The organism is Burkholderia sp. MSMB0856 (genome assembly GCF_001524645.2).
Lineage (GTDB): Bacteria > Pseudomonadota > Gammaproteobacteria > Burkholderiales > Burkholderiaceae > Burkholderia > Burkholderia diffusa.
Genome location: NZ_CP013428.1, coordinates 1528474 through 1545900, shown reverse-complemented (window position 1 = coordinate 1545900; position 17427 = coordinate 1528474). Strand labels below are relative to the sequence as shown.

Annotated in this window: 14 protein-coding genes; 6 read left to right on the top strand and 8 right to left on the bottom strand. The window is 67.0% G+C overall.

Going from position 1 to position 17427, the window contains the following annotated elements:
- Window positions 1–1479: a sensor domain-containing diguanylate cyclase gene (locus WS87_RS24445; RefSeq protein WP_059819301.1), complete on the top strand. Its 1479-nt coding sequence runs from the start codon at window positions 1–3 to the stop codon at window positions 1477–1479.
- A gap of 145 nt (window positions 1480–1624) precedes the next feature.
- Window positions 1625–1957, top strand: coding sequence for a cupin domain-containing protein (locus tag WS87_RS24440; protein ID WP_059819300.1), 333 nt, complete (start codon window positions 1625–1627; stop codon window positions 1955–1957).
- A 13-nt stretch (window positions 1958–1970) separates the two neighbouring features.
- Here the strand turns inward: WS87_RS24440 and WS87_RS24435 are convergent, their stop codons facing one another.
- The 4 genes from WS87_RS24435 to WS87_RS24415 form a co-directional block, all read right to left on the bottom strand.
- Entirely contained in the window at window positions 1971–2948 is a 978-nt protein-coding gene (locus tag WS87_RS24435) for a bifunctional helix-turn-helix transcriptional regulator/GNAT family N-acetyltransferase (protein WP_059819299.1), read from the bottom strand.
- Between the two features lie 138 nt (window positions 2949–3086).
- Window positions 3087–3845 carry an SDR family oxidoreductase gene (locus WS87_RS24430; RefSeq protein ID WP_059819298.1) on the bottom strand — a complete coding sequence of 253 codons (759 nt, stop codon included), beginning with the start codon at window positions 3843–3845 and terminating at the stop codon, window positions 3087–3089.
- A 268-nt stretch (window positions 3846–4113) separates the two neighbouring features.
- A complete protein-coding gene (locus WS87_RS24420; RefSeq protein ID WP_059819297.1) occupies window positions 4114–5514 on the bottom strand; it encodes an LLM class flavin-dependent oxidoreductase in 1401 nt (466 codons plus the stop codon).
- Window positions 5511–6776 (bottom strand): acyl-CoA dehydrogenase family protein, encoded by a 1266-nt coding sequence (locus tag WS87_RS24415; protein WP_059819296.1) that lies wholly within the window; start codon window positions 6774–6776, stop codon window positions 5511–5513. The genes WS87_RS24420 and WS87_RS24415 overlap by 4 nt, the downstream gene beginning before the upstream one ends.
- A gap of 294 nt (window positions 6777–7070) precedes the next feature.
- Here WS87_RS24415 and WS87_RS24410 point away from each other — a divergent pair, with 294 nt between their 5' ends.
- On the top strand, window positions 7071–8309 hold the full coding sequence (locus WS87_RS24410; RefSeq protein WP_059819295.1) for an SfnB family sulfur acquisition oxidoreductase: 1239 nt from the start codon (window positions 7071–7073) through the stop codon (window positions 8307–8309).
- A 118-nt stretch (window positions 8310–8427) separates the two neighbouring features.
- On the opposite strand, the gene WS87_RS24405 is transcribed toward WS87_RS24410, so the two are convergent.
- The gene (locus tag WS87_RS24405; RefSeq protein WP_059819294.1) at window positions 8428–9366 is read right to left on the bottom strand and encodes an alpha/beta hydrolase; all 939 of its coding nucleotides are present in this window, start codon (window positions 9364–9366) and stop codon (window positions 8428–8430) included.
- A 64-nt stretch (window positions 9367–9430) separates the two neighbouring features.
- Window positions 9431–10531: an OpgC domain-containing protein gene (locus tag WS87_RS24400; protein ID WP_059819293.1), complete on the bottom strand. Its 1101-nt coding sequence runs from the start codon at window positions 10529–10531 to the stop codon at window positions 9431–9433.
- A gap of 380 nt (window positions 10532–10911) precedes the next feature.
- Between WS87_RS24400 and WS87_RS24395 the strand changes: the two genes are divergently transcribed.
- Entirely contained in the window at window positions 10912–12066 is a 1155-nt protein-coding gene (locus tag WS87_RS24395) for a porin (RefSeq protein ID WP_059690862.1), read from the top strand.
- 48 nt (window positions 12067–12114) lie between these two features.
- On the opposite strand, the gene WS87_RS24390 is transcribed toward WS87_RS24395, so the two are convergent.
- Window positions 12115–13029 (bottom strand): LysR family transcriptional regulator, encoded by a 915-nt coding sequence (locus WS87_RS24390; RefSeq protein WP_059819292.1) that lies wholly within the window; start codon window positions 13027–13029, stop codon window positions 12115–12117.
- 141 nt (window positions 13030–13170) lie between these two features.
- Between WS87_RS24390 and WS87_RS24385 the strand changes: the two genes are divergently transcribed.
- Both WS87_RS24385 and WS87_RS24380 read left to right on the top strand, forming a co-directional pair.
- Complete coding sequence (locus WS87_RS24385; RefSeq protein ID WP_059819291.1) at window positions 13171–14187, top strand: aldo/keto reductase; 1017 nt, start codon at window positions 13171–13173, stop codon at window positions 14185–14187.
- A gap of 135 nt (window positions 14188–14322) precedes the next feature.
- On the top strand, window positions 14323–15063 hold the full coding sequence (locus WS87_RS24380; RefSeq protein WP_059819290.1) for a sulfite exporter TauE/SafE family protein: 741 nt from the start codon (window positions 14323–14325) through the stop codon (window positions 15061–15063).
- 102 nt (window positions 15064–15165) lie between these two features.
- Here WS87_RS24380 and WS87_RS24375 read toward each other — a convergent pair whose 3' ends face one another.
- Entirely contained in the window at window positions 15166–17310 is a 2145-nt protein-coding gene (locus WS87_RS24375; protein WP_059819289.1) for a hypothetical protein, read from the bottom strand.
- Between the last annotated feature and the right edge of the window lie 117 nt (window positions 17311–17427).

Genomic DNA, 17427 nt, shown 5'->3' with positions numbered 1-17427 from the left:
ATGCAATTCAGGTCGGCGGCTCCCCAGACGATCGTCGTGATCGGTATCGTGATCGCCTGTGCGCTCATGGGTCTGTGCGTGCTGCAATTGTTCCAGAGCCGCAACGACGCGCTCGAGCGGGCGAGCGAAACTTCCCGCAATCTGGGACTGATCGCCGAGCGCGACATCGAACGCAATTTCGAACTCTACGACCTGTCGCTGCAGGCGGTCATCGCCGGGCTTCAACGTCACGACGTGATGGCGGCGCCTGCGGGCCTGCGGCGCGCGGTGCTGTTCGATAACGCGATGACGGCACAGTTTCTCGGCTCGATGCTGGTGCTCGACGCCGGCGGCAACATCGTCCTCGATTCGGCCAACGACGTTCCGCGCCACGGCAATTTCGCCGATCGCAAGTACTTCACCGTCCACCGCGACAATCCGGATGCGGGGCTCTATGTCAGCGACCCGTTCACGTCCCGCCTGCGGGGTGGTTCGCCCAGCATCGGGCTCACGCGGCGGATCTCGAACCCCGACGGCTCGTTTGCCGGCGTCGTGCTCATCGCGGTCAACCTCGAGTATTTCCATCAACTGTTTGCCGGCCTGTCGCTCGGACAACATGGATCGATCTCGTTGATCGGCAACGACGGCGTGATGGTGATGCGTCAGCCGTACGACGTCCACACCATCGGTCGCAACATCAGCCAGGCCGCGACGTTCAAGCGGTTCCAGGCCGCGCGTGAGGGCGTGTTCTCCGAAACCTCGGTGCTCGACGGCGTGCGTCGTCTCTACTACTTCAGGCACTTGCCGAAGCTGCCGCTGATCATCATGGTCGCGGAAGCGGAGCAGGATATCTATGCGGCATGGCGGCACCGGGCCGTGACGATCGGCGCGCTGGTGGCGACCTTCGGCGCCGCGTTCATCGCGGTGTCCTTCATGCTCGGCACGCAGTTGCGGCACCGGATGCGCGCCGAGTCGGAACTCGTGCTGCTGGCCCGCACCGACGGTCTCACCGGCCTGAACAATCGCCGCAGCTTCGCGGAAGTGCTGGATCGCGAATGGCGTCGCGCGCGGCGGGCACGATCGGTTTTCTCGTTGCTGTTCGTCGATGTCGATCGCTTCAAGGCCTATAACGATACCTACGGCCATCAGGCAGGCGACGACGCGCTGGCCGCGGTCGCACGCTGCATCGGCGACAACATCCGACGGCCGGCCGATACCGCGGCCCGCTATGGCGGAGAGGAATTCGTCGTGCTGCTCCCCGATACATCCGAGCCGGGCGCCGCCCAGATTGCCGAGCGGATTCGCGCGGCGATCGACGGGCTGCCGCTCGAACACGCCGGCAGCGAACACGGGCACGTCACGGCCAGTATCGGCCTGGCGAGCTGGACGCCCGAGCACGATGCCGAGGCCGACGCCGTGATCAAGGCCGCCGACGAGGCGTTGTATTACGCGAAAGCGACTGGCCGGAACAAGGTCGTCGCCTTTCATCCGCCGGCATGACGCGCGTCACGACATGCGGCCGCAAGACTTCATGACGTACACCAGGCGTTGCCGGCGCCCGTAAAACAAGTTCGCCGCGATGCCGGCCTTCGCGCTACAGTGGGCGTCATTCGCCTTCCGCCGAAGGCCGACCCGAGGTCGAACCATGCAACTTCAAACCGGCAACCTGTTCAGCGTCGAAGGAACGCGCGGCGACGACGAGCGGGTCGATGTGCTCGTCACCGGCGCGCGCCTGAACGTCGAGCGGATCGTGTCGATGGGGCATACGAGCCCCGACGGGTTCTGGTATGACGATTCGCGTGCCGAATGGGTGGTGCTGCTGTCGGGCGCGGCGGTGCTCGAGTTCGAAGCGGACGCGACGCTGCACGACATGCGTCCCGGCGACTACGTGCTGATCGAACCGCATTGCCGGCATCGCGTCGCGTGGACGCACCCCGACGAGCCGAGCGTCTGGCTCGCGATCTATCACGACCGTTGAAGCGCGCGGCGGCTCATGTGCCTGACCGGCGCCGGCTGAAGCGCTGCTCGACGACGTTGGTTCCCCATTGCGCGCCCTCCGATTCGCTGGTCAGCGTAAAGCCGAACGATTCGTACAGGTGACGCGCCGAATCGAGCCCCCTGAACGTCCACAGGTATGTCTCGTCGAATTGCTGCTCGTCGACGAAATGCATTGCGCGCGTCATCAGTTGCCGCCCGATGCCGGAGCCGCGCAATCCATCGTCGACGATGAACCATCGCAAATGTGCGATTCCGGTGGCCTTGTTCCCGTCTATTGCGACGGACGCGAGCGCGCGGCCGTTTTCGGCATGGAGCCACAGGGCCTTGCCCTCTATTGGCAGGGTGCCGACAAATTCCGCGAGTTCCGTCGCAACCTTTTTCTCGAAGAACGCGCCGAACCCCCAGTGTTCCGAATAGAACCGTGCATGAAGGCTCGCTATGTCGCCAATACAGCCGGGCTGATAGCCGTCGACAATCTGCGTGGCGTCCGCTTTCGGCGGGGGCGCGTCGGCGGCATTGTCCTGCGCGAGCGCGTCGCTATAAAGCGCCAGCGAACGGACGAGGGTTTGCTGGTCCGCCGGGACCATCCGGCGCAACGCATTCGACACCTGACGCGTCGCGAACTGGTCGATCTTCCTGCGAAGTTTTTGCCCGTCGGCAGTCAGGAACAACGCCGTCGCACGCGCGTCGTCGGGCGAGATGCGGCGCGTGACGAAGCCAGCCGTTTCCAGCCGCGAAAGCTGCCTGCTCGTGTTCGATTTGTCGAGGCGCAGAATGCTGCCCAGATCCTTCGCGCTGATTCCGGGCGCCATGCCTATTTCGAGAACGGCGTGAACGGCGGACGGCGCCAGATCGCTGTCGGCCAGGGTCGCGCGCATGAAGCCCAGTTCGCGAACCAGCTTGCGGGAAAAATCGCGAAGCTCGAGGATCGTCGCTTCGCGAGTCTTCGGCGGAATATCGATGAGGTCCATGCCGGATCCGGGAAAGTTGCGTGTCGCAACTCATATTAGTTGCGATGCGCAACTTGTCAAGGACGATTGACGCCGGGCGGTCGGGTGGCTTGGCCGGCAGCGCGGCCGGGCCCGGCGGAAGCGGCGCGGCGTCCGGCGTTACCCGCGCCCCACGAACGGCATCGTGGTCGCCATGATCGTCATGTTCAGGATGTTCGTATCCAGCGGAAGGTTCGCCATCTGAACGACCGCATTCGCGACATGCGTGACGTCCATCCGCGCCTCGGGCGCCATGCGTCCATCGGCCTGCGGCACGCCTTCCGTCATGCGATCCGTCAGCGACGTCGCCGCGTTGCCGATGTCGATCTGACCGCACGCGATGTTGTATGCACGGCCGTCGAGCGCGAGCGACTTGGTGATGCCGGCCACCGCATGCTTGGTGGCCGTGTATGCGATCGTGTTCGGGCGCGGCGTATAGGCGGAGATCGAGCCGTTGTTGATGATCCGGCCACCCTGCGGCGTTTGCGCCTTCATCACGCGCCACGCGGCCCGCGCGCAGAGAAAGACGCCCGTCAGGTTCGTCGCGACGACGTCGTTCCATACGCCGAAATCGTGTTCGTCGAGCGGGACGGCCGGTGCATTGCGGCCGGCATTGTTGAAGAGGACGTCCAGCCGCCCGAACTGCTGTGCGATTTGCGCGAACGCGTGTTCGACCGATGCTTCGTCGGTGACATCGGCCGGAAAAACATGCGCGTCGCCGTGGGCGGCGACGATCGCTTCTTTCGTCTCACGCAGCGAGGCTTCCTTGCGTCCGATCAGTGCGACGGTATATCCGGCGTTCGCGAGTGCGATTGCCGCGGCGCGACCGATGCCGGATCCGGCGCCCGTGACGGTGGCGATCTTCTTCGAGACAGACATGGCTTGGTTCTCTGCGGATTGGGTGAGGGAGGCGGCGGCGGGCGCGCGATGCGCTCGCCGTGCGCCGGTCGAAGCGACATGCTACCGCGCACGCCGGATTTCGCGACGCGCGCGACTATTTCGATGCGCTCGCCGACGAGCCGCACGAGCGGCAGGGGGGACGTGGCTTTGACCTGACAGGCGCGGCGCAAGCGGCGGCAGTGCGCCGGGCGACCGGTGCGGCGGTGACGCGTTCGTCCGTCGGGAATGCGGTCCGGCCGCGATGCCGTCACGCGTAGTCGGCCACCTGTTGCGCATCGCGCTTGACCTGTTCGATGTCGCGAAACCGCGCGGCCGGATGCGCGTCCGGCAGCCGCGCCGAACCGCCGAACAGCTTCTCGCGCAGCGTGCCCGGCACGTATTCGGTCGGGTAGACACCGCGCCGCTGCAACTCCGGCACGAGGTAGCGCACGATGTCCTCGAAGGTTTCGTGCGCAACGACATACGCGAGATTGAAGCCGTCGACGTCGGTCGCGGCGACCCATTCCTGCAGGATGTCCGCGACGGTCCGCGCGGAACCGACGAACACCGGCCCCATCCCGCCGATGCCGCCCCAGGCCGCCAGCTCCTCGATCGTCCACGCGGTATCGCCGCCGGCCAGATGCTCGACGGCCGACACGATCGCATTCGTCTCGACGCGCCGCACGGGATCGGTCGGCGCGTACTGGCCGAAATCGATGCCGGTCCAGCCGGACATGAACACGAGCGAGCCGTCGTATGACACATAGCGGCGATACTCGTCGAATTTCGCCTGTGCCTTCTCGTCGGTCTCGTCGACGATCACGGTGACGAGGTTGTAGATCAGCACGTCGTGCGGGTCGCGGCCCGCGGCCGCGGCTTGCGCGCGCACGTCGGCGACATACCGTGCGAGTTGCGGTTGCGTCGGCGCGGCGACGAACACGCATTCGGCGTGTCGAGCGGCGAACGCCTTGCCGGGGCCCGACGCGCCGGCCTGGAACAGCACCGGCGTGCGCTGCGGCGACGGTTCGCACAGGTGATAGCCGGGCACGTCGAAGAAGCGCCCCTTGTGGCCGATCTCGTGCACCTTTTCCGGATGCGTGAACACGCGGCCGTCGCGATCGCGCACGACCGCGCCGTCTTCCCAGCTGCCTTCGAGCAGCTTGTACAGCACCTCGACGTATTCGGCCGCGACCGCATAGCGGTCGTCGTGCGTGCGCAGCCCGTTGTCGCCGACGTTCTTCGCGCCGCTCTCCAGATACGACGTGACGATATTCCACGCGAGCCGGCCCTTCGTGTGATGGTCGGCGGTCGACAGCCGGCGCGCGAACGTGTACGGATGCTCGAATGTTGTCGACGCGGTGATGCCGATGCCGAGATGCTCGGTCGCCATCGCAATCGGCGCGGCGAGCTGCAGCGGATCGTTGACCGGAATCTGCGCGGCCTGATGCAGCGCGTGATAGTTGCTGCCTTGGTAGACGTCGTAATAGCCGATCACGTCCGCGATGAAGATCGCATCGAAGATCCCGCGTTCGAGCACGCGCGCGAGATCGGTCCAGTAGTCGAGATCCTTGTACTGCCACGAACGATCGCGCGGATGCGCCCACAGGCCGGGTGACTGATGGCCGACGCAATTCATCTCGAACGCGTTGAAGCGAATGGTCTTGCTCATCGTGCGGCTCCCGGCTCCGCGTCTGCGCCAGCACTTGCACCGTTGCCGACGCGCCAGACGAACGGCGGCGTGCGTCCGTTGATGATCCAGTCGCCGACGATCCGCGCCTTGTAGACGAGCGGATTGTGCGACGACACCGTGCGTGCATTGCGCCAGTGACGATCGAGCGCGGTCGTGCTGCGCGTCGCGGACGCGCCGAGCGCGTCGAACAGGCGCGTCGCCGCGCGCAGCACGAGTTCCGACACGACGAGCTGGCTTTGCGCGGATTCGATTTCGGCCGCGACGTTCGCGGCATGCTCGGCCTCGTCGTCGCCGCCGAAGCGTGCGACGTACGCCTGCTGCAGCGGCTGCGCGGCGCGCAGCGCGAGCGCATCGGCCGCATAGGCCCACGACGCGATTTCGCCGATCACCTGCTGAAGTTGCGGGTCGTCGCCGGCGCGCGCTGCGTTGCCATGGCTGTATACGCGCGAGCGGTTGCGCACGAGTTCGCCCGCGTCGCGCACGATCGCATGGCCGATGCCGGCCAGCGTGGCGACATGGAACAGCTGGTAGAACGCGGTCTGGTATTTGAAGCGGCGGGCAAAATCGATCACGTTGTCGGCATCGACTGCGGCATTCTCGAAGCGTGTCGTGCCGCTGCCGGTCGTCGTCTGGCCGAAGCCGTCCCAGTCGTCGTCGCGGATCACGCCGGGCTGCGCGGTGGCGACCGCGACGATCACGTCGCTGCCGTCGTGCGCGCGCTGCGCGAATACGTCGATCCAGTCCGCGAACAAACTGCCGGTGCTGTAGAACTTGCGGCCGTTCAGCACGAACCGGCCGTTCTGCTCCGACACCTTGGTGAGCGTCTGACCGAGCGGGACGTCGCCCGCTTCCGACCATGCGTTGCCGACGAGCTGACCGCTCGCGAAGCGGTCGAACCACGTCGTGCGCAGCGGCCCGGGCGGCGCGTTCAGCCAGTCTTCGACGAACGCGAAGTGTCCGCGCAACGCCTGCGGCAGATTGGAATCGGCGGCGGCGAGTTCGGTCAGCAGCCGGAACAGCTGCGGCAGCGACGCGCCGGCGCCGCCGTCGCGCACCGGCAGCCGTATCGCGCCGAAGCCGGCGGCCTTGAGCCAGCCGATCGCTTCGTGCGGCAGTTCGCGGCGGCGCTCGCGCTCGGCGGTGCCGGCGGCGATGCGCTCGAAGAGGGGGCGAAACCGGTTCGCGAGTGCGTCGTAGTCGGTGCCGGTGGAAAGATCGGTATCTGCGTGCGACGAAGTCATGCAGTGTTCCTCGAAGGGCGGGGCCGTTTGCACCGGGAGGCCAGTATAGGAAGCACGACGCGCGCGTTCCAATAACGGATTCGCAGATCGTTATCGTCGCTGTGCATTACGTGGATCAACGACGGGAAGTGTCGACGCCCGGGCATCGATTGCGATGTCGAAACGTGGAAACGGATGTCGTTCAATGCTATGTCGTTTGTTATCCGAAGGAATATCGTTACGAGAATCGCTCGGTTTGACGGCCTGCGGGGCGCTGCTAGATTGAATGCTTTCGTCATTCGACAGGAGAACCCGATGTCAGATACGAGTGCGACGATTCAGGAGCGCCCGGCCGACGCAAGACCGCAGGTGGCCCGCGTGATCGCCGACGACGCGCAGGCGATCGCGGTCGCGCATGCGCTTGCGCAGCGGCTGGCCGAAGGGGCGGCCGAACGCGATCGCGAGCGCCGGCTGCCGCGCGACGAGATCGAATGGTTCTCGCAGTCTGGGCTGTGGGCGATCACGGTGCCGAAGGCATACGGCGGCGCGGGTGTATCGCACGTGACGCTCACCGAGGTGATCAAGATCGTTTCCGCGGCCGATGCGTCGCTCGGGCAGTTGCCGCAGAACCATTTCGGGCTGGTCGACGTGATCGCGCTGACCGGCACGGACGCGCAGAAGCGTCACTTCTTCGCGGAAATCCTCAGCGGCAAGCGTTTCGGCAACGGTTTCTCGGAGAAGGGCACGAAGCACGTGCTCGACCTGAAGACGCGCGTGCGGCGCGACGGCGACGACTATGTCGTCGACGGCACGAAGTTCTACTCCACCGGCGCACTGTTCGCGCACTACGTGCCGGTGCTCGGCCTCGACGATGCGGGGCAGGCGTGGCTCGCGTACGTCCCGCAGCCGACGCCCGGGCTGACCGTGATCGACGACTGGTCGGGTTTCGGGCAGCGCACGACCGCGAGCGGCACGGTGGTGCTCGACGGCGTGCGCGTGCCCGCTTCGCATGTGCTGAACGCGCAGCGCGTATCGGATGAACCGACGCTCAACGGCCCGCTGTCGCAGATCATCCAGGCGGCGATCGATGCCGGCATCGCGAAGGCCGCGATCGCCGATACGGAGGCGTTCGTGCGCACGCGCACGCGGCCCTGGGTCGACAGCGGCGTCGAGCGGGCGGCCGACGATCCGTTGATCGTCCGCGAGATCGGCCGTCTGCACATCCAGCTGCATGCAGCGGAAGCGCTGCTCGAACGCGCGGCGCGCACGCTCGACGAGATCGGCGCGCGCGGCGCGGTGACCGACGACGATGTCGCGCGTGCGTCGGTCGCGGTCGGCGAGGCGAAGGTGCTCACGACCGAGATCGCGCTGCTCGCGGGCGAGAAGCTGTTCGAGCTGGCAGGCACGCAGTCGACGCTCGCCGAGCACAATCTCGACCGGCACTGGCGCAATGCGCGCACGCACACGCTGCACGATCCGGTGCGATGGAAGTATCACCTCGTCGGCAACTACTACCTGAACGGGGTGCGGCCGGCGCGTCATGCGTGGAATTGAACCGACCGGGATCCGTCGCGACAGCGTGGCGCGCGGGTCGGGCCGGTGACGCCGGCGCAGCGAAGGGCGCGGCGTCAGGCAATCGTCGTGCGACGGCCTGACGTGTCGACCGGCCTCGTTACTTCACGCATTCCAGTGCGTACTTCAACCCCTGTCCGAGCAGCCCGCGCCACACTTCCCACGTGTGCCCGCCGTCGACGACGCGAAGTTCCGCCGGGTTCTGCGCGCGGCGCAGTTGCGTGTACAGCACGCTCGATTCGGCCTGGATCGTCAGGTCGTCGTCGCCCACCGCGATGAACATCGGCACGCGCCAGTTGCGCGCGAAATAGCCGCGCAGCAGCGCCGGGTAGTTCAACTCGTGCCACACGCGCGAGTCGAACTGCCGGTCGCCGAACACGCCGACATACCGCGCGGCGGAATTGAGCGGCGGCTCGTTCGCGTAGATCGCGGGGCTCAGCAGCATCGCGCCGCAGAACAGGCCCGGCTCGAGCAGCGAGAAACGCAGTGCGCCGAAGCCGCCCATCGACACGCCCCCGATCGCGCGTCCCGCGCGCTGGTTCGACACCGCGAAGTGCGCCTCGACTTCAGGCAGCAGGTCGTTGAGGAACGCGCTCTGCATCTTCTCCTTGCGGTCGACGTACCAGTCGGTGCCGCCTTGCGGCATCACGATCACGACGGGCGGGATCTCGCGGCGCTCGATCAGCGTGTCGGCGGTGGCCTGCAGCCGGCCCTGCGTGATCCAGTCGTTTGCGTTGCCGGCGTTGCCGTGCAGCAGGTACAGCACCGGATAGCGCGCGCCTTCCGGGTTGTAGCCGGGCGGCAGGTAGACCGTGTAAGACCAGTCGCGCTTCAGCGACGCCGACCGGAACGCGCGCAGCACGACGCTGCTGCCCGGATTGACCGGCGGTTCCTGGGCGGCCGGCGCGATCGTTGCGGGCGGGACGGTCGCGGCCGCGGACGACGCCGTTGAAATCGTGGGCCCGCCCGTCGTGGCGTGGGCGGTGGCGATGGCGCCGGCGATCAAGGCGGCGGCGAACGGAAGGGCGAGTCGGCGCATGGTGAATCGTTTCAGGAGAGGCGCCCGCTATCGTAGCAGCGGCGCATGACGGCGCGGCGCATCATCACCGCGAACGGAACGGGAACGGCAGCCGCGACACGAGCGGCGCATAGAGTTTCGCGACGAGGTACAGCAAGCCCATCGCGACGGCGTCGGCGGTCAGGCCGAGCGGCACGTTCAGATAGCCTTCGGTCGCCTGGTAAAGCAGCGAATCGACCGCGAGCGAGATGCCGGTGCCGGCGACGAAGCACAGCAGCCCCTGGCGGCCGATCGTGCCGATCCACGGCATCGCGTGCGCGACCTTCTTCATCCACCCGAGGTGCACGAGCTTGGCCGCGAGCCATGCGATCGCGAGGAAGTTCGCGAGCCGCAGCGCGCCGAGATTTTGCTTGATCGACGGATCGGTCGGGAACGGCTCGATGCGCAGCCGGTAATACGCGCCCGCCGCGACGATCGCGAGCGACACGGCCGTCAGCAGCCAGCCCTGCGGTTTCGGCGCGAGCGTTTGGTAGACGGGCTGGCAGCGCGCGATCACGCCGAGCACGAACAGGAACTGCCACGCGAACGGATTGAAGTCCCACGGCGCGCCTTCGACGGTCGGCAAGAAGCGCGCGATGTGCGGCGCCGCGTACCAGAGCGAGCCGCTGAACGCGAGCATCAGCCACGGCTGCGTGCGCGTGAGCGGCAGCGCGAGCGGCACCAGCAGCGCGAAGAACGCATACATCGGCAGCACCGACGCGAGATACGGCTGGCGGCGGAACAGCAGGATGTCGCGCAGCGCGGCGAGCGGCTTGTGGAGCAGGCCGTCGAGATCGTTGGTCGGCATGTTCGGGCCGTCGATCGAGAATGCGTTCAGCACGGCGGTGATGAGCAGCATCAAGCCGGCCGTCACGAGGAAAGCACGGTAGATCTCGAAGGCACGGCGGATGAAACGCTGGCGCGCGGCCGCCTCGTCGTGGCGCTCGGCGAGCGAGTTGTACGCGATGGCGGTCGCGAAACCGCCGAGGAACACGAACACCTCGGCCGCGTCGCACAGCGCGTACGCGTGCAGCGTCACGCGCGACAGGATGCTGCCGCCGATGTGGTCGACGACGATCACCAGCAGCACGAGGCCGCGGAAGAAATCGAGCTCGGCGTAGCGGCCGGCCCGGGCGGCGGCGGTCATCGGGCCGCCTCCGGGAGCGAGCCGAGTGCGCGGCCGGCACCTGCCGCGCATGAATCGGGGTGAAGCATGACTTCGTGAAGAAATGAAGAACGGATGCGCATTGTGCCACCGATGTGACGCCGTCCGGGTTTACGCGGATGGCAGGCCGGCCAGCCGTTGCCGGCAAGCCTGATCGGGCCATGGTGAGAACAGGGCAGTTGGACGAGCGCAACGCTTTGCGAGCCGGTCCCACGCCCCGATGGACGGGCGATTTGCGACGTGACACCATTTTGTCCGCGCGGCCGCACACCGCGTAGTCCGCCCTGCGGGCCACCTCGATAAAACAGATCAAACAAATCGCCGGGCGCATGGCCTGCCCGGCCCGGCTCCGGAGATCCGTCATGAAGAAGCACGTCATTTTTGCCGCCGCGCTGGCCGCTTTTGCCGCGCCGGCCTTCGCGCAGGACAGCGTGACGTTGTACGGCCTGATCGACGAGGGCTTCAACTACACGAACAACGTGAACGTAAACGGGGTCGGAAAAACGAATTACCAGCTCGCGAGCGGCTACGCGCAGGGCAGCCGCTGGGGCCTGAAGGGCAGCGAGGATCTGGGCGGCGGGCTGAAGGCGATCTTCACGCTGGAAAACGGCTTCGACGTGAACAACGGCCGGCTCAACCAGGGCGGCCGGATGTTCGGCCGTCAGGCGTTCGTCGGGCTGAGCGCGTCGCGCTTCGGCACGTTGACATTCGGCCGCCAGTACGATTCCGTCGTCGACTATCTCGCGCCGCTGACCGCGAACGGCAACTGGGGCGGCACGCTGTTCTCGCACCCGTTCGACAACGACAACACGGACAATTCGTTCCGCGTCAACAACACGGTCAAGTACGCGAGCCCCGACTGGAACGGGCTGTCGTTCGGCGGCACCTACAGCTTCAGCAACAGCACGGGCTTCTCGACCAACCGCCAGTACAGCATCGGCGCGCAGTATTCGCTGGCCGGCCTGCAGGTCGCGGCTGCATACCTGCAGGCGAACAGCCCGGGCGTCGGCAACGCGGGCGCGATCGCGGCCGACGATGCGAACTTCGTCGCCGACCGCCTGCGCATCTTCGGCGGCGGCGTCAACTACACGTTCGGCCCGGCGACGGTCGGCTTCGTCTATACGAAGACCGACGTGAAGAACCCGGTGTCGACCGTTTACCTGCCGGCGTCGACGTTCTCGGGCCTCGGGCTGAGCGCGACCAAGTTCCAGAACTTCGAGATCAACGGCAAGTACCAGCTCACGTCCGATTTCTATCTCGGCGCGCAGTACGTGTACACGGACGGCAAGTTCGACGCCGCGGCCGGTTCGTTCAAGCCGAAGTACCACACCGTCGGGCTGATGGCCGATTACAGCCTGTCCAAGCGCACCGACGTCTACCTGCAGGGCGCATGGCAGAAGGTCGCCGGCGACAAGACCGGCACCGCGGCCGACGGCGGCTACGTGGTCGGGACGGACGGCCCGTCGTCGTCGGCCAACCAGTTCGCGGTGCGCGCCGCGATTCGCCACAAGTTCTGATGTCGACCTGCCGGCGCCCGGGGCGGGTTGCCCCGGCGCCGGCTTTCGTCACGCGGGCCGCCGCGCGTCGTCGTCGAGCGTTTGCGCGAGCCAGTCGACGAAGATCCGCACGCGCGGCGCCAGATGCCGGCTGTTCGGAAACACGACCGACACCGGCAGCGGCGCGGCATGCCACTCCGGCAGCACCTCGACCAGCGAGCCGTCCTCGAGCAGCGGCGCGAGCCCGTCGCGCGGCGCCTGGATCAGCCCGAGGCCCGCGATGCAGCACGCGAGATACGCCTGCGAGCTGTTCACCGCGACCACGCTGCGCATCTTCACCGTCTGCAGCGCGCCCGAATCCATGTCCGCATATTCCCAGTCCAGCTCGCGGCCCGTGCGGCTCGAGAAATAGCCGACCGCGACGTGGTCGGGCAGATCGTCCGGCGAGCGCGGCGTGCCGTATCGCGCGAGATACGCGGGCGACGCGCAATTGATCTGCGCCATCTCGCCGACGCGGCGCGCGACCAGCGACGTGTCGGACAGCACGCCGACCCGCACCGCGCAGTCGATGCCGTCGGCGACGAGATCGACGAAGCGGTCGGTCGTGCTCAGCACGACGCGCAGGTCGGGATAGCGCGCGTGGAAATCCGGCAGCGCCGGAATCACCTTGTTCAGCGCGAAGCGTTCGGGCAGGTCGACGCGGATCGCGCCGCGCGGCGCGGCGCCGGCGTCGTCGAACAGCGTCTCGGCATCGTCCAGATCGGCCAGCAGCCGCGTGCAGCGCTCGTAATAGGTGGCGCCCTCGGCGGTGAGCGCGACGCGCCGGGTGGTTCGCTGCAGCAGGCGCACCCTCAGGTGTTTTTCCAGATACTGGACGGCATTGCTGACCGTCGGGCGCGGCAATTGCAGCTGCTCGGCCGCTTTCGTGAAGCTGCCGAGGTGGGCGACGCGCGCAAAGATGCGCATTGCATGCAGATGGTCCATGCGGGGCGGGAGCGTGGGCGAATTGGGACAGGCTCCATTGTTAATCAGCGTCGAATGAATTGGTTGGGCGTTTCGCGTTTATCGCGCGCCGCGATGCGTCCAGAATCCGGTTCATTCACTCACCACTGCAAGGAAACGGACATGGACAAGCGTCAACTGGGCCGCACGGGCCCGCAGGTGTCGGCGATCGGGCTCGGCTGCATGGGGATGTCGGATCTGTACGGGCCGGCGGATCGCGACGAAAGCATCGCGACGCTGCACGCGGCGCTCGACAACGGGATCACGCTGCTGGACACGGGCGACTTCTACGGGATGGGCGACAACGAGATGCTGATCCGCGATGCGCTGCGCGGCCGCGCGCGCGACCAGGTGATGATCAGCGTGAAATTCGGCGCGCTGCGCGACCCGGCCGGCGCGTTCGTCGGCTACGACGCGCGGCCGCAGGCGATCCGCAATTTCGTCGCGTATTCGCTGAAGCGGCTCGGCACCGACCACATCGACATCTACCGGCCGGCGCGCGTCGATCCGACGGTGCCGATCGAGGAGACGGTCGGCGCGATCGCCGATCTCGTGAAGGCCGGTCATGTGCGCCATATCGGCCTGTCGGAGGTGGGTGCCGACACGATTCGCCGCGCGGCGGCCGTCGCGCCGATCGCCGACCTGCAGATCGAATACTCGCTGCTGTCGCGCGGGATCGAGGCGGACATCCTGCCCGTGTGCCGCGAACTCGGGATCGGCGTGACCGCGTACGGCGTGCTGTCGCGCGGGCTGCTCGGCGGCGGCTGGAGCGCGGCGCGGCAGGGCGAGCGCGACTTCCGCGCGGCCAGCCCGCGCTTCCAGGGCGAGAACCTCGCGCACAATCTCGCGCTGGTCGACGCGCTGCGTGCGATCGCCGACGAGAAGGGCAGCAACCCGGCGCAGATCGCGATCGCATGGGCGCTGTCGCGCGGCGACGACATCGTGCCGCTGATCGGTGCGCGCAAGCGCACGCAACTCCAGGACGCATTGCAGGCGTCTAAGTTGCAACTAACGGTCGATGATCTGGCGCGCATCGAAACGGCGGTTCCCGCCGGGGCGGCTGCCGGCGAGCGTTATCCGGCCCCCCAGATGGCGCACCTCGACAGCGAGCAGGGCCGGGGGCCCGCTCACGGAGCCTGAACGGCGGGCATGGCGGGATGACGAGGCGACGAGGCCGGCCGGGCGGGCCCGAGCCAGCCTCAGGCAAAGCCAGATGGCCGGCGGCGTGACGGTGGTTCATCATCGCGCCGTCTTCAACCGGACGGAACACCCTCCATGCAAACCCATATGCTGACGATCATCGTGCTGGTCTTTCTGCTGGCCGGCGCGGTCAAGGGCATGATCGGCCTCGGCCTGCCGACGATCGCGATGGGGCTCTTGACGCTCGCGATGCCGCCGTCGGCCGCCGCGAGTCTGCTGCTCGTGCCGTCGTTCATCACCAATGTTTGGCAGCTGTGGCTCGGCCCTTCGTTCGGGCCGTTGCTGCGGCGTCTGTGGCCGCTGCTCGCCGGGCTGACGATCGGCACGCTGACGGGCGGGCTGCCCGCGCTTGCCGCCGGCAGCGCGTGGACCCACGCGGCACTCGGCGTCGTGCTGGCCGCATACGGCTGCTGGGGGCTCGCCGCCGCGCGATTGCCCGCGCCGCGGCGATACGAGAAGTGGTTGTCGGCCGCGGTCGGCTATCTGACGGGCGTCGTGACGGCCGCGACCGGCGTGTTCGTCGTGCCGGCGGTGCCGTACCTGCAGGCGCTGCGGCTGTCGAAGGACGACCTGATCCAGGCGCTCGGGCTGTCGTTTACCGCGTCGACGATCGCGCTCGGGCTGCAGTTGCGCGTGACGGGCGCGCTGCAGACGATCGATCTCGGCGTATCGGCGCTGGCGCTCGTGCCGGCACTCGCGGGGATGATCGGCGGGCAATATGCGCGGCGCGTGATGAGCGAGAAGGCGTTCAAGCGCTGCTTCTTCGTCGGGATGATCGCGCTCGGCGCCTACATGGCCGCTTCGGCGTGGCTGTGAACGGGCATCGCCGACACGCGCACCGCGCGCCCGGCGTGAATGCCCCGAAGCCGGTTTCGAGAGCCGGCTTCGAGGACGCTCACGACGCGGCGGCCATGCCGCTCAGGCCGGGTCGGCGTACTTCAGCGTCCACCCGAACGTGCGGGTGACGCCCGCGCCGAGCGCGAACGGAGTGGTCTTGCACGCGAAGTTCGAATGCAGCTGGCCGATCGGCGTCGTCGACAGCGGGTTCGTCGCGCCGTTGACCGTGTCGAAGGCGGACAGCGCGCAGGTGTCGAACCCGGACGCCGCATAGCCGGTCGCGGTGCTGTTCGCGTACGTCACCGATGTGCCGTCGCCGTTCGCTTGCGTGGACGCGAAGTCCGCGAACGACGCGAAGTCCGTCTCGACCGACAGGTTGCCGGCGAGCGTGCCCGAGGCAAGCGTGTCGCTGCGCGAGATCGTGCCGTGCGCGAACGTCAGCACGGTATGCACCTGCAGGTCGAGATCCGTCGTGTACGCCGCGTTCTTCGACGCGAGACGGAACTTCGCCGTGTCGAACGACACGACCACCTGTCCGTTGGCCTGCTGGACGTCGAGGTTCTTGTAGTACGTGACGGGAACGTAGGTCTTCCCGTTGTACGACACCTGCGGCACCAGCAGTGCGTAGCCCAGATCGGTCGTCCCGTAGATCAGCTTGTCGGAGAACGGCACCGGATAGTACGGCGTGAACGAGTTGTAGTCGGGCGCCTGGCTGAGATTCAGGTTGACCACGCGGCGGCCGTCGCGCACGGTGAGCAGCGCCGCGTTGTACGGATGCGCGGTATCGGCGGGCTGGTTGTACCAGGCGAGCGTGTAGCGCGGCAGCGCGTCGAGCCACGCATCGTAGGCCGCATCGTCCATCGGCGCCTTGCCGCCGAAGCCGAGCTTGTTCCACCACGCGTTCACGTACAGGTACTGATGCAGCAGGCTGAAATTCTCGCCCATCACGCGCGGCTTGCCGCGATAGGCGTCCGTGCCGCGACCCTTGACCCACATGTTCACCGACGGCGTCGGCAGCGACGGGTCGTACCAGTACGTGTCGAAGCGCCGCGCGGCCCGGTAGATGAACGCGTACGCAACCTGCTTTTCCTGGTCGGTCAGCACGCCCGCGTTGGCGGCCGCCGTCAGCACCTCCATGAACGCGGAATCGCCGTACGGGCCGATCGAACGGCCGTAGTTGAAGCCCTGGCCGTCGGCGTTCAGCTGCGGCAGGATCAGGTCGACCGACTTGCGCAGATAGCCCTTCAGTTCCGGCGTGAGGTTCGCCTCGTTGCCCATCTCGAACGTGCGCTCGGTCACTTCGCCGATCAGCAGCGTGCTGTAGCGGTCGTAGCGCGCCCGGTCGTAATAGGTCGTGTGCGTGTTCGACGCTTCGTCGGAGAACCCGCCCGACGAATCGTTGCGGATGTGGTTCGTCACGGTATAGAGCAGCGCATCGCGCGCGCCCATCGTCGCGACGGCCGGATCGGTCGCCGACGAGAACGACGGATTGCTCCAGCCGAGCTTCTGCCGCAGTCCGGCGATTCCGTAGGACACCGCATAATAATTCTGCGCGGTGTTGAGCGACGCAATGTCGATCGGCGTGCCGGCGGCCGGGCAGGTGCTGGTCTTGCCGCTTGCATCGGGGCCGAACATGTCGCAGAAGGTGAGCCGTTGCTGCAGCGTCGCGAGCATCGCGTCGCTGAAGACCTCGTTGAGCATGCCGTGCGCCTTCAGGTTGTTCAGCGCGACGAGATAGTAGTACTCGCCCCACGACGTATTTGCATACGTGTAGTCGCTGCCCGACTGCGCCATCATCGCGGTCGTGATCGTCTGGTACGTCGCGAGATAGCTCGCGTATTGCGGGTCGCCCTTCGACTTCATGTCGATCAGGATGTACGACAGGCCGAGCGCGAGCTTGCCGGGCAGGAATTTGTCGCCGGTGTTCGTGTCGAGCACGTGAACCGGCGAACCGTCGCCGAGATCCATGACGACCTGCGTGAAGTCGGGCGACTTCCGGATCAGGTCGAACAGCGCGCGCATCTGTCCCATCATCGTGACCGGAATGCGCGTGCCCGCCGGCACGCTGGTGTCGGGTGCGCCGTAGACGAGCGCCTGCAACGAGTTCGGCGCGAGCGCCGGTGTCGACGGCGGGGCGGTCACGTCGTTGCCGCCGCATGCGCTGATGAACAGGACGGAAAGGGCGCTGAACGCTGCGCCGAGCGCGAATCTGCTGCGCATATGCATCGTGTCTCCAGGTTCGAATAGTGATGAAGTCTTGAATCGCAACTCGAGCAGGCAAGCGTTCTCCCTGCGCGGGCCATGGTCGCGTCGCGCTGACAGTGCGGGAAAACGTTTTCCAAA